This window comes from Citrobacter sp. 21OH12SH02A-Citro (assembly GCF_027919895.1).
GTDB classification, from domain to species: domain Bacteria; phylum Pseudomonadota; class Gammaproteobacteria; order Enterobacterales; family Enterobacteriaceae; genus Citrobacter; species Citrobacter braakii.
Window position 1 is genome coordinate 4,739,993 of the sequence record NZ_CP114801.1, and the last position, 12,692, is coordinate 4,752,684.

Consider the following 12,692-nt stretch of genomic DNA (forward strand, 5'->3'; position numbering starts at 1 on the left):
CGACCTATGGCTTATCAATCGCAAGACATCATTCGTCGTTCCGCCACTAACGGTTTCACCCCCGCGCCTCAGGCGCGGGACCATCAGGAAGAGGTGGCGAAGCTTATCGACGTCACCACCTGTATCGGCTGTAAAGCGTGTCAGGTGGCGTGTTCAGAATGGAACGACATCCGTGATGAAGTGGGCAACAACGTTGGGGTGTACGACAACCCGGCTGATTTGACCGCTAAATCCTGGACGGTAATGCGCTTCTCGGAAGTGGAACAAAACGACAAACTGGAGTGGCTAATCCGCAAGGATGGCTGTATGCACTGCGCCGATCCGGGCTGCCTGAAGGCGTGTCCGGCCGAAGGAGCAATCATTCAGTATGCCAACGGTATCGTCGACTTCCAGTCCGAGCAGTGCATCGGCTGTGGCTACTGTATCGCGGGCTGCCCGTTCGACGTGCCGCGCCTCAACCCGGAAGACAACCGCGTTTACAAATGTACGCTGTGCGTTGACCGTGTAGTGGTCGGACAAGAACCAGCCTGCGTGAAAACGTGTCCAACCGGCGCTATTCATTTCGGCACTAAAGAATCGATGAAAACGCTGGCCGGTGAGCGCGTGGCGGAGCTGAAAACGCGTGGTTACGAAAACGCGGGTCTGTACGATCCGGCAGGCGTTGGCGGTACGCACGTGATGTACGTATTGCACCATGCGGACAAGCCGAATCTGTACCACGGTCTGCCGGAGAACCCGGAAATCAGCGCCACCGTGAAGTTCTGGAAAGGCATCTGGAAACCTCTCGCAGCCGTCGGCTTTGCAGCGACATTTGCGGCCAGTATCTTCCACTACGTCGGCGTAGGCCCGAACCGTGCGGAAGAGGAAGAAGACAATCTGCATGAAGAAAAAGACGAGGTGCGCAAATGAAACGACGTGACACCATCGTGCGCTACACGGCGCCGGAACGCATCAACCACTGGATCACCGCCTTCTGCTTCATTCTGGCGGCAGTGAGCGGGATGGGTTTTCTCTTCCCGTCGTTTAACTGGCTGATGCACATCATGGGCACGCCGCAACTGGCGCGAATTGTGCACCCGTTTGTCGGCGTGATCATGTTTGCCTCGTTTATCATCATGTTTTTCCGTTACTGGCACCACAATCTAATCAATCGGGATGATATCTTTTGGGCGAAGAATATTCGTAAGATTGTCGTCAACGAGGAAGTAGGTGACACTGGACGTTATAACTTCGGCCAGAAATGCGTATTCTGGGCGGCGATTATCTTCCTGGTCCTGTTGCTGGTGAGCGGAGTGGTCATCTGGCGTCCGTATTTTGCGCCTGCTTTCTCAATCCCGGTGATCCGATTCGCGTTAATGCTGCATTCATTTGCCGCAGTAGCGTTAATTGTGGTTATCATGGTGCACATTTACGCCGCCCTTTGGGTGAAAGGCACCATTACCGCGATGGTGGAAGGATGGGTTACCAGCTCATGGGCGAAGAAACATCACCCGCGCTGGTACCGTGAAGTCCGCCAGAAACAGGAAAAGTCATCTGAATGAGTATTCGCATAATCCCGCAAGATGAGCTGGAGAAGAGCGAGAAACGCACGGCGGATATGATTCCGCCGTTATTATTCCCCAGACTCAAAAATTTGTATAACCGCCGCGCTGAACGTCTGCGCGAGCTGGCCGAGAACAACCCACTGGGTGATTACCTGCGTTTTGCCGCGCTGATCGCTCACGCGCAGGAAGTGGTGTTGTACGACCATCCGCTGCAGATGGATCTGACCGCTCGCATCAAAGAAGCGAACGATCAGGGCAAACCGCCACTGGATATCCACGTTCTGCCACGCGACAAGCACTGGCAAAAACTGCTGCAATCGCTAATTGCTGAGCTGAAGCCGGAAATGAGCGGCCCTGCGCTGGCCGTGATCGAGAATCTGGAAAAAGCCTCGGAGCAGGAGCTGGAACTGATGGCCAGCGCGCTGTTTGCCTCCGATTTCGCCTCCGTCAGCAGCGACAAAGCACCGTTCATTTGGGCTGCCCTGTCGCTCTACTGGGCGCAGATGGCGAGCCTGATCCCCGGCAAAGCCCGTGCGGAATACGGCGAACAGCGTCAGTACTGCCCGGTGTGTGGTTCAATGCCGGTCTCCAGCATGGTGCAAATCGGTACCACTCAGGGGCTGCGCTATTTGCACTGCAACCTGTGCGAAACCGAGTGGCACGTGGTGCGCGTGAAGTGCAGCAACTGCGAGCAGAGCCGTGATTTGAACTACTGGTCGCTGGATAACGAACAGGCGGCAATTAAAGCTGAAAGCTGCGGCGATTGCGGGACTTACCTGAAGATTCTCTATCAGGAAAAAGACCCGAAAGTCGAGGCCGTAGCCGACGATCTCGCTTCACTGATGCTGGACGCACACATGGAGCAAGAGGGCTTTGCCCGCAGCTCCATCAACCCGTTCCTGTTCCCGGGTGAAGGGGAGTAAGTTCTTCGCACTACCGGGCGGCGCAGGTCGCCCGGGTTATAACGTATACGGTGTGACCACGCCGGATATGCCTGCAAAATCCCTGGTATTACGCGTAACCAGTGTAAGACGATGAATCTGCGCAGTGGCCAAAATGATGGCATCCGGCAATTTCATCCCATATTCCTGCCTGATACTCACGCTTCGTTCAGCAATATCCTGTGAAACACCGATCACATTAAAAGCGCCTAGCGCAACGCGTGTGCGAGATTCCTGATGATATTTTTTTGCTCCCACCATCAACTCCATCCATGTAATGAGGCTGATTGCGTTCTGCGGCGGCCATGTTTCTATCGCTAGTTTTGCTTCACTTCGCCCGCTAAACAGGTCGATCAGGATGTTGGTATCAAAAAGCGCAGATCCTGTGACCATTACCATTCCTCGCGGAGTTTACGCTGATAATCAACGCCATCTTCCTCACAACCTTGCCATAGCCCAAGAGCACGTGAAATTGTCGTTTCAGCTTGATCCTGCCTCTCAAGATACTGTTCAACAGCCTCCCGCAAAAGCTCAGCCCGCGGCAGATTACGCTGCACCTTGAGATCATCAAGACGTTTGATCACTTCGTCTGATAAATCGAGTAAAATTCTGCCCATATCCATCCCAGCCATCATACTCACATATACCTCCAGTATATCATCGGCGATTAATTTCCACACAACATACACCCGAGAAAAGCGAGAAAATAGCCTTCACGCGAACGATTTTTACTTTTGCGAGCCGCTTTCCAGAATCGTACACCCCGTCACTTTTCCCATTCTCATTCGTGGCTATCCAGGTTATAAACCTGTATATCCATACAGATAAGGAAAATAATAAATGGCACTGGAAAGCGGGATTGCACAGCTGGTTGAGACATTTATCGCGGCGGGACGCCCTTCTTCGCGCGAGCAAAATATTGATGACCGGAGAGCAGGCTACATTGCCAGCGCGGTACTGGCAGGAGAAACTGAAACCCGCGTACAGGTTGAAGATATTGAACTCGATGCAATGACATTTCGCGTTGTTTCGCCGCGGGACGCCACGGGAAATCTCCCCTGCGTTATCTATTATCACGGTGGCTGCTTTGTCAGTGGCGGATTCGCGACGCATGATAACCAGCTAAGGCAGCTCGCCTGGTACAGCGGCTGTCGAGTCATTGCGGTGCAGTATCGCCTTGCACCAGAGCATACTTTCCCGGCTGCACATAACGACGCTGAAACGGGAGCCAATATTATCTGGAAGTATGCCCAGAAACTGGGTGTCGACCGCGGCAGGATTACGCTTGCTGGCGACAGCGCGGGCGGGCATCTGGCGCTGGTCACCGCACTGCGCTTGAAAGCTGCCAATCAATGGCAACCTGCGCAGCTAATGCTGATTTACCCAATGCTGGACGCAACCGCCAGGTTTGAGAGCTACGACCGAAATGGGCAGGATTACATTATCACACGTGACACGTTGCTTTCGGGCTACGAGATGTATTTGCCGCAAACCGACCTGCGGCATCCCGAAGCCAGCCCAGTCTGGCGTGAAGACTTCAACGGTCTGCCGCCCACGCACATCATTACAGCCGAATTCGACCCACTGCGCGATGAGGGTGAGGCCCTGTATCAACGGTTCTAGGAGCAGGGCGTGGAGTGTACCTGCCAACGCTATCTTGGCGTTATCCACGGATTTTTCCAGTTGGCAGGAGTGAGCCAGGCGGCACGAAATGTTATGCGAGATGTGGCCTGGCGGCTTGGCCGTTAGGGTTGTTTATGTTTTCGTCCACGGGTGCTATCTTGTGTGAATAGATAACACAAAGGACAAACTTATGCCCAGAACTACCAGCATTACAATCGGCGAGCATCTCGATCGTTTTATTAACGAAATGATTGAAAGTGGGCGCTATGGCTCCACCAGCGAAGTTGTTCGTTCGGCATTGCGTTTGCTGGAGGAACAAGAATTGCGAAATAATGCATTACGCGACGCGCTGGAGGATGGGATACACAGTGGCACAAGCGACCTGACTCTACAGGAGGTCGCGCTCAGGAAGAAGCGCAGTCTGAATGTATAAACTCTCTAATCGGGCAGTCGAAGACTTTGAATCTATCTATGAATACACCTGGAGAAAATTCGGTTATCAACATGCAGATAAATACACGACTGAGATGGAGCAGCTTTTTTTACTATTAGAGAAAAATCCTTTGATGGGTCGCAACAGCTCTGAAATTAAGGAAGGTACCCGTCAATACAACCACCGCCAACATGCAATTTTTTATCAAAATGCGGATTATGGCATTTTCATAATCCGCATTTTACATCAGCAAATGAACCCAATATTGCATATTAACTAGAGAAACTACTCTTCCTCATTCCCGCCCTCTTCATATGCGCCAAACGGTTTCGCGGGTAGCACAATGTAGGTACCTTCAAACACGACGCCCGGCGTGTCATCGCCAAACACCCCGACCTGCATCTGAACGCGCGCCTTGCGGCCTCTTGCCAGACGGTCCAGGTCACCGCTCAGCGAGCCCAGATCGGCAATAGCGGTAGGTTTCCCGGTAATTGGCCTGCTGTATCGGATATGCGCGTCGGCGAGGATTATCGTCCCCCCCAGATGACGCTCGCGCAGCATCAGCCAGATAAGCCCCCAGCCCGTTAACGTCGCCAGTGAAAACAGGCTTCCGGCAAACAGCGTATGGTGCGGGTTCTGATTGCCTGTCTCTGGCATCGTAGTAATAAATTTCTGCCCGGTGTACTGCTGAATGCGCACGCCCATTTTCTCACTCAATGGAATATGTTCGTACCAGGCTTGCTGTAGCTGTCCGCACCAGTCCCCGCGATGGAGAATGTCGTCCAGCGTTGCGATGGGCTTAATCATCAAAAAATGGCGCACCGGCGTGGTTTGCGGCGTGGTAATTTCGCCCTGACTCACAAACCCCAGTTTGGCGAAAAATTCGACCGCATCTTCACGGGCGCTACAGGTTACGCGCTTTACCCCTTCCTGACGCGCCACAGACTCCAGGGTCATAGCCATCAGCGTGCCCAACCCTTTCTCCTGCACAGAGGGGTCAACGGCCATAAAACGTATGGAGGCTTCGTTATCCGCATTGATATACAAACGCCCAACCGCGACCAGATTTCCCTCTTCGTCCACCACCATCTGGTGATGCGCCATCGCGTCCCAGGCATCCCGTTCGGAGCCTTTGGGCTGGTGCAACGGTTTACGCAACATCTCCCAGCGAAACTGGTAGTAACGCTCCAACTCTTCTTCTGTTTGCGGTACTCGAAGGTGATACATAGTCGTATTCTCTCTTGTTGCCCGCGGCCACACCGGTAGCTGGTTCATACTTGTAACCAGAACGTCACGGGGCCATCATTAACCAGTGAAACCTGCATATCCGCAGCGAATCGACCGGTTTGCGTATTCATTTCCTGTTGGCGGCAACGCTCAACAAAGTATTCATACAGCGCTTCTGCCCGCTCGGGCGAAGCGCCTTTCGAAAACCCCGGGCGCATGCCACGTTCGGTATCTGCCGCCAGCGTGAACTGTGAAACCACCAGCACACTGCCACCTGATTGCTGCACGTTGAGGTTCATTTTTCCTTCGGCATCGCTAAAGATTCGATAGCCGAGTACGCGCTCGCACAGACGGTTCGCTTTCTGTTCGTCATCATCCCTTTCGACACCTAACAGGACCAAAAGTCCTGGGCCAATTTCACCCGTCACCTCGCCCTCCACGGTGACGCTGGCACGGGTTACGCGCTGAATTAATGCAATCATGGTTGATCTGCTTCTTCTTGTTCTGCGGCTTGTTTAAGTTTGCGGTATTCCCCGAGAGTGACAGTTATTTCCGCGCCTAGCAAGACGATACACCACGTCCAGTATACCCAGACAAATAAAATGGGGATCACCGCCAGGACACCGTAAATGAGCTGATACGACGGGAACATCGTGATGTAGAGCGCAAATCCTTTCTTTCCGGCCTCGAACAACACGGCGGCCACAAAGGCGCCAATAACCGCATCACGATTGGGCACACGCGTAGTTGGTACAATGCTGTAAAGCAGCCAGAACGAGAGCCAGGAAAGCACCAGAGGGAAAATACGCAAGACGTCATCAATCACCGAGTTGAGATCGCTGGCCCAGCGCAATGACAACAAATAAGAGCTGATCGCCAGACTAGCCCCCGCCAGCAGCGGCCCCAGCGTTAAAATCATCCAGTAAACGGCGAAAGAGTAAACTTTGGGACGAGTGCGCTTACTGCGCCAGATAGTATTCAGAGCATTATCAATGGCATACATCAGCAATAACGCCGTGACAATCAGCCCACATGCCCCAACGGCCGTCATTTTGTTCGAGTTGGCGACAAACTGTTCGATATAACGCTGGATGACGTCTCCCGTCGCCGGGATAAAATTTGCGAAAATAAAATGACGTAGCTGGGCACTGACGTCGGAAAACATCGGAAATGCGGCGAAAAGAGCAAATACAACGGCGATAAGCGGCACTAATGAGAGCAGTGAAACGTAGGCAAGATTCCCTGCCAGCGTCGTCATGTTGTCCTCATCAATCCGCTGCCATAGTAGCTTCAGCCAGGCCCGTACAGGACGCGTATGGTGCCTGGCTTGTTGCTGAACATTTTTTAACATAACAACTTCGCGAAATAGTCAGGAATGGTCGTTTTATCGACGACCTGGATACTGGTAATCCCTAACCGGTTAGCTCCTTCAATATTATCGGCGTTGTCGTCAAAAAAGACCGCATCGTCCGCAGAAAAACCTTCAGACTGCAGGACATGCTGGTAAATCCGCGCTTCCGGTTTTCGCATGCCCAGATCCTGGGAAAGATAAATATGGTCAGCAGCCTGACGAATTTCAGGATATTCATCCGGCCAAAATGTTGTGTGCAGACGGTTAGTATTCGACAAGACGACCACCCGATGCCCCTGCTCACGCAGCTTATGCATGATGTCGATGACTTCAGGGCGCAATGCCACAAAAACGGCCTGCCAGCCGTGAGAGAACTGCTCGTAACTTAGCGGCAGCGCCATGTCATGACATAGTGCCTCGGCAAAGGCTTCATCCGTTATTTCACCTCGCTCGTGCTGGTGAAAAGCCTCCCCCATGGTGAAACTTTGCTTCAGCGAGGCCAGCGGTACACGGCTCAGATCGCTCCATGTGCCCAACACGCGGTTGAAGTCGATATCGACAATCACATTACCTAAATCAAAGATATAGAGCATGCCCTTCTCCTTATTCGCCGTGGATGAATAACTGTAGCGGGAAAGGAGAAGTTTGACTATGCGTCCCTGTTGGGATTATTGGCTAAGCCATCAGAATTCCTGTGCAAATTGCCAGCGTGACTCAATCACCAACGGAAGACCTGCACTGACAAACTGCGGTGTCCTATTTATCGCATTTGGCGCCTGAGTAAGCGGATTGGCACAAGTTGCATCGGGCTGTTTATCAAAGACAACCAGACTTTGCGCACTCGATGTCATTGTCATACTCAGCTTACCAGGCCACTGTAATCTGACATTGAGACCGTTATTAAAACCAAAGCAGTCATCCCACGGACCTGATTGTGGAGGGATTTTTTTACCGGTTGGTAGCTCATTGTTTCCAGCCTCTTCCTGCCAATCAGCATCAAAAAGTACCTGTAATTGTTCTTGTTCATTCTGCTGGTCGAGTCGTTTTGCAAACCAAGGGTGCCATCCAGCTGATGCAGGGAATGTTTCAGACAAAGTATGAATTTCTAAGCGTAGAATTAGCGCATCGTCTTCAATGGTCAGCGTTTGCAGGACCTCTCCTTGCCATGGCCATGGAGCGCCCAGTGGCATGCGCAGTTTCAAGGTATCCGCTTTATGTTCGACAATTTCCCATGATGAATAACAGGCCATACCATGTAGAGCATGAGGCGGTTTGTTAGCAGGTAATGCGTACTGTTTCTTCCCCACTGTCAACGTTGCATCGCCAAGGCGGCCTGCCCAAGGAACCATAGGAAAGCAGCCATACTGAAATGCTTTACGCTGTGGCTCCCATTGACGTAACACTTCAAAACCAAATGCCTGTAGCGAGGTGATTCTGGCACCATCACGCGGAAAAACTTGCAGACGTAAATGTCCTTTTTCCAGCAAAATAGGTTGACCGATCGGTCCCGGCCAGGCGGCATCAAAAGCACGCTGTAATGCTTGATAATGCTCAGTATTCAATTCATTGTTCATGTTATTGCTCTCTGATATTTCGGTAAGAAGTTAAATGTTATTAGCGTCATTTTTATTGTCTGAATGTGGCTCGATAAGCCAGACGCAAATGAATGAAAGTATTGAGATAACAAACAGAAACAGTGCTACATACCACGGTTTCCCGCCTCCCAGCGCCAACAAGCTGGAGGCAATTAGCGGGCTTAACCCACCCAGAATTGCGGAGAACTGATAGGCAAATGAAAGACCCGTATAACGCACTCGTGTTCCGAACATACGAGTAAATAAGGTGGGCTGTACTGCAAACATCATCGTTGGCCCCAGGTTATAGCCAAGAATCATGCAGCACCAGATGATAAGTGTGCTTTTCGTATCCAGCAGCAGGAAGAATGGGAATGCAAAAAGGATGCAAAAACCAGCGCCAAATAAATACATCTTCCGTTGCCCAACGCGGTCAGAGATCCAACCAATTAATGGACAACATACAATGCCAATTGCTGAGGCGATTAGCATGCCGTTGAGTGGAATATCCCTTGATAATGCCAACTGGCTGGAAATATAGACAATACCAAAGGCATTAATGATGTTCGACGAAACGCTCTCCGCCAGCCTGGCCCCTAGCGCCAACAGAATGTTACGTGGATGCTTACGGAAAAGTTCAATCAACGGTGGTGCTGATTGTTCCTGTGAGACAGCCGTTTTTTGTTTTTTAAAATCCAGTGTTTCTTCAGTATGTAATCGTATGAACATCCCAACAATTAACATGATGGCAGAGAGCCAAAAAGGGATACGCCATCCCCAGGCCAGAAACTCTTCCTGGGTCAGGAAGTGATTGCATAATGCAAACACCCCTGTCGCCAGCATAATCCCAACCGAGGCTGCCGTTTGTGGGAGCGAACCTAAAAACCCGCGCTTCGCCTCAGGCGCAGATTCAATAGTCATCAATGCAGCCCCGCCATATTCCCCACCCAGACCGAACCCCTGCACCAGACGAAGAACCATCAATATAATCGGGGCCCAGATACCAATGTCCTTGTATGTTGGTATGAAGCCGATTAAAAACGTTGAGGAACCAACTATCGCTAACGTCCAAATCAACGTTATTTTGCGACCGACTTTATCGCCAAAATGGCCAAAAACAATGCCCCCTAGCGGACGTGATAGAAAACCCACACCAAAGGTCGCGAATGCGGCGATTAAACCAATAAAAGGATCGCTATCAGGGAAAAACAGGGGAGCAAAGACTAGCCCTGCTGCCGTTCCGAAAATAAAAAAATCGTACCATTCCATCAACGCGCCAGCGAAACTGCCCATGACAACGCGTCTCATGGCTTTGCCGGATAGCTCTTTCCCTGGTACATGTTCTATTTCAGCCATAATTTTCCTCTCCGGGTCGGCGAGAAATCTGCGCAATAAAATCACTAAAAAAGCGGCGGATATACGAAAAAGCGCGTCGACATGTTGCGACGCGCTTGCTTGTTATTTATCCAGCTCAGCCAGTACCTCAGCGTCTTCAGCGTCAACGTTTGCACCAAGTGGTTCCCACTTAATCAACACGCATGTCAAGAAGCCGAGAAAAGGAACAATTGCCAGCCAATAGAACGCTTCTGTCTTTAATGCACCCCACAACATTGGCCAGAAAATAAGTCCGGCAATCGCCCCAGTACGCATAATTGCACGAGCAAATCCTACGCCTGTCGGGCGAATAGATGGCGGATAAGAAAGTGTGGCAATGGTCATTCCCAGGCCGCCCGGGCCCGCTGAATGGAAGAAAATGATCGCGCCCAACAAACCTAAAGAAAGCCATGGGTTGGTGGTTGCTAATGCACCTAAAGCCAGCAATGCAACCGTTACGACGGCGAAACCATACATCGACTGAAGGCGAGTTCCCAAACGCTGGAGGATAAGTGAACCAATCAATCCACCTGTAATGCCACACAGGGCATTCACTACCGCAGAACCGCTAAGTGCCCCGGTTAATCCACCGCTCAGTATTCCCGCCAAAGTCAGCGGTAAATAAACGCCCACGGCGTTGTATTGCCAGGCTTGCATCGTCGCCACAACGCAGCCGAGAATGGTACGTTTGCGATAACGTGAGTTAAATAAAATCCCATACCCGCCATGAAACTTACTTTCTGTTTTTTCAGAAGAAATATCATCGCTTTTTGACTTGGCAGCAACGCGAGCATGAACACCATAGCGTTTAGCCAGAATATCGCAGGCTTTATCATAACGTCCGACTCGTGCGGCCCACATTGCGGATTCGCCAATGAAGAAATAGCGTAGGATCATGATAATGATGGCAAAAATAGCACCAATGAAAATACCATAGCGCCATAATTGCTCTTCTGCGATACCCGACAACAGCAGTGGAAGCAGCACAAGATAGACGACCGTAGTTGATACATACCAGGCCATTTGCCAGAGATTAACCGATGAACCGGTTTTCTTAGATGTTGAGCCGCGTAGTTCTGCCACCGCATTTGTTGCCAGCGGGAAATCAATACCCAAGCCAAATCCCATGATTACGCGACACACCAGCACCCACCAGATGTTCGGGGCTATCGCGACAGCTGCGGCACCTATTGTGCACAGGCCCATTCCGATGATAAATGCACGCTTTTGACCAAAGCGGTTAATCACACGGTTCGCCAGCAATCCACCAATCAGAGCGGCAACTAAAACAGAGGCGTTAACCGTCGCCGCTAGCCCCGGCGAAATACCAAATTGCAATGCAATATATTTATTACCAAACCCCACCATCGCCGCCTGATAGGCATCAATTAGAATGCCGCCAAGAGCGATAAAAATGACGCCGACACTGGTGTTTACTGCTGAATGTTTATTAACAATATCAATCACGTCCTGGGGACGACCGATCGAGTAAGGTGTAGGACTGGTGATGTGACTCATCGCAGCATCCTTTTTCATTGTTGTAGGATGGCGCTACCCTTAAGCAGCGCCAGACAGAGGGTTACAGCATCAAACCTCAGCAAATTGCAGCATGACTTTTATAGAGTCATTTTGCTGCGCACGTTCAAACGCCTTATCCGCATCTTCGACAGGGAAGAGATCGGTCACCAGTTCGCTGGTGTCAAACCGCCCATCCGCAAGCCATTCAATCACGGCATCGAAGTCTTCCGGGATATACATGCCGGAATTCAACAAATCGCGTTCGAAGCGCTGCATCATCGGAAGAGGAATTTCACGTGGGCCACTCGGTACCCCCATGCACACTACCGTTCCGCCAGCATAAACGTGGGTAAATGCATCATTCAGCGTGGTCTGGGCAGCAACAACATCAATTGCCCCCGTAAAACGGACCTGTGCATCCAATTCCCCCGGAGCCCAGACTTCCGTGGCACCTAGCTTTAACGACAACGCGCGCTTAGCGGCATCAGGTTCGATGACGGTGATCTTTCCCGCGCCCATGATGCGCAATGCTTGAACGATGGATAAGCCAATTGTCCCTGCACCAATCACTAGTACACTTTCCAATGACGCTTTCGGCATACGGCTCACGCAATGACGCGCGCAGGCTGCTGGCTCAGCGAAAGCCAGTGCTTTTAGTGGTAACGAAGCAGGTGCAACATGGCAGTTTCGTGCAGGTACAATGTGCTGCGAGCGGGCAAAACCCGGCGCCCGAAAGCCAGCAACCTGTGGCGGCTCACACAGATTAAAGCGACCCGCTTTACAAGCACGACACTCCATGCAGGCCATTATTGGGTCGACTACGACATGATCGCCCAGCTTAACATTCGTCACTTCACTGCCCACTTCAGTTACGCGTGCCGCAATTTCATGTCCAGGCACAACCGGAGGTTTTGCGAATGGGTGCCCTCCCTTCAGTACATGCAGATCAGAGCCACATATTCCGTAAAACACCGGAGCAATGCGGACTTCTTGCGGTTTAAGTTCCTGGTGCGGCAGCTCAACATATTGGGTGGTCACCTTCCCAATATCAGAAAATAGAACTTGGGTAATCTTATCCATGGTTCTTCTCCAGATTCGTTAAAATGG

General features: G+C 51.3%; 15 protein-coding genes and 1 pseudogene. 6 read left to right on the forward strand and 10 right to left on the reverse strand.

The genetic code is table 11. The features are described 5' to 3' along the window. Nucleotides 1-6: 6 nt before the first annotated feature. From fdoH to fdhE, 3 genes are read left to right on the forward strand one after another with little or no spacing between them, the layout of a single operon-like run. Nucleotides 7-909 carry a formate dehydrogenase O subunit beta gene (gene fdoH / locus O6D90_RS22765; protein WP_003028691.1) on the forward strand — a complete coding sequence of 301 codons (903 nt, stop codon included), beginning with the start codon at nt 7-9 and terminating at the stop codon, nt 907-909. Next, nucleotides 906-1,541: a formate dehydrogenase cytochrome b556 subunit gene (gene fdoI, locus O6D90_RS22770; protein ID WP_003028686.1), complete on the forward strand. Its 636-nt coding sequence runs from the start codon at nt 906-908 to the stop codon at nt 1,539-1,541. Before fdoH ends, fdoI begins: the two co-directional genes overlap by 4 nt. Further along, nucleotides 1,538-2,467, forward strand: a complete 930-nt coding sequence (gene fdhE / locus O6D90_RS22775) for a formate dehydrogenase accessory protein FdhE (RefSeq protein WP_003028685.1) — start codon at nt 1,538-1,540, stop codon at nt 2,465-2,467. Before fdoI ends, fdhE begins: the two co-directional genes overlap by 4 nt. Before the next feature lie 36 nt (nt 2,468-2,503). Here fdhE and O6D90_RS22780 read toward each other — a convergent pair whose 3' ends face one another. Both O6D90_RS22780 and O6D90_RS22785 read right to left on the reverse strand, forming a co-directional pair. Beyond that, nucleotides 2,504-2,878, reverse strand: coding sequence for a type II toxin-antitoxin system VapC family toxin (locus O6D90_RS22780; protein ID WP_016155182.1), 375 nt, complete (start codon nt 2,876-2,878; stop codon nt 2,504-2,506). Then, nucleotides 2,878-3,120, reverse strand: a complete 243-nt coding sequence (locus tag O6D90_RS22785; protein ID WP_016155181.1) for a CopG family transcriptional regulator — start codon at nt 3,118-3,120, stop codon at nt 2,878-2,880. The genes O6D90_RS22780 and O6D90_RS22785 overlap by 1 nt, the downstream gene beginning before the upstream one ends. Before the next feature lie 205 nt (nt 3,121-3,325). On the opposite strand from O6D90_RS22785, the pseudogene O6D90_RS22790 reads away from it, so the two are divergent. The 3 genes and pseudogenes from O6D90_RS22790 to O6D90_RS22800 all read left to right on the forward strand — a co-directional run bounded on the left by O6D90_RS22790 (nt 3,326) and on the right by O6D90_RS22800 (nt 4,821). Then, a pseudogene (locus tag O6D90_RS22790) lies at nt 3,326-4,234 on the forward strand (alpha/beta hydrolase). 64 nt (nt 4,235-4,298) lie between these two features. Beyond that, the gene (locus tag O6D90_RS22795; RefSeq protein ID WP_016155179.1) at nt 4,299-4,541 is read left to right on the forward strand and encodes a type II toxin-antitoxin system ParD family antitoxin; all 243 of its coding nucleotides are present in this window, start codon (nt 4,299-4,301) and stop codon (nt 4,539-4,541) included. Beyond that, nucleotides 4,534-4,821: a type II toxin-antitoxin system RelE/ParE family toxin gene (locus O6D90_RS22800; RefSeq protein WP_016157876.1), complete on the forward strand. Its 288-nt coding sequence runs from the start codon at nt 4,534-4,536 to the stop codon at nt 4,819-4,821. Before O6D90_RS22795 ends, O6D90_RS22800 begins: the two co-directional genes overlap by 8 nt. 5 nt (nt 4,822-4,826) lie before the next feature. Here the strand turns inward: O6D90_RS22800 and fabY are convergent, their stop codons facing one another. The 8 genes from fabY to O6D90_RS22840 form a co-directional block, all read right to left on the reverse strand. Beyond that, nucleotides 4,827-5,768: a fatty acid biosynthesis protein FabY gene (gene fabY, locus O6D90_RS22805; protein ID WP_003825286.1), complete on the reverse strand. Its 942-nt coding sequence runs from the start codon at nt 5,766-5,768 to the stop codon at nt 4,827-4,829. Nucleotides 5,769-5,812: 44 nt separating this feature from the next. Beyond that, nucleotides 5,813-6,250, reverse strand: a complete 438-nt coding sequence (dtd, locus tag O6D90_RS22810) for a D-aminoacyl-tRNA deacylase (RefSeq protein ID WP_016157874.1) — start codon at nt 6,248-6,250, stop codon at nt 5,813-5,815. Further along, complete coding sequence (locus O6D90_RS22815; RefSeq protein ID WP_019077938.1) at nt 6,247-7,119, reverse strand: virulence factor BrkB family protein; 873 nt, start codon at nt 7,117-7,119, stop codon at nt 6,247-6,249. The genes dtd and O6D90_RS22815 overlap by 4 nt, the downstream gene beginning before the upstream one ends. Further along, nucleotides 7,113-7,712 carry a glucose-1-phosphatase gene (yihX, locus tag O6D90_RS22820; RefSeq protein WP_016157873.1) on the reverse strand — a complete coding sequence of 200 codons (600 nt, stop codon included), beginning with the start codon at nt 7,710-7,712 and terminating at the stop codon, nt 7,113-7,115. Before yihX ends, O6D90_RS22815 begins: the two co-directional genes overlap by 7 nt. 90 nt (nt 7,713-7,802) lie before the next feature. Beyond that, entirely contained in the window at nt 7,803-8,693 is an 891-nt protein-coding gene (locus O6D90_RS22825; RefSeq protein ID WP_016157872.1) for a hypothetical protein, read from the reverse strand. A gap of 30 nt (nt 8,694-8,723) precedes the next feature. After that, a complete protein-coding gene (locus tag O6D90_RS22830; RefSeq protein WP_016157871.1) occupies nt 8,724-10,049 on the reverse strand; it encodes an MFS transporter in 1,326 nt (441 codons plus the stop codon). A 102-nt stretch (nt 10,050-10,151) separates the two neighbouring features. Continuing rightward, a complete protein-coding gene (locus tag O6D90_RS22835) occupies nt 10,152-11,585 on the reverse strand; it encodes an MFS transporter (RefSeq protein ID WP_016157870.1) in 1,434 nt (477 codons plus the stop codon). A 69-nt stretch (nt 11,586-11,654) separates the two neighbouring features. Beyond that, nucleotides 11,655-12,665: a zinc-dependent alcohol dehydrogenase gene (locus O6D90_RS22840; protein ID WP_016157869.1), complete on the reverse strand. Its 1,011-nt coding sequence runs from the start codon at nt 12,663-12,665 to the stop codon at nt 11,655-11,657. Between the last annotated feature and the right edge of the window lie 27 nt (nt 12,666-12,692).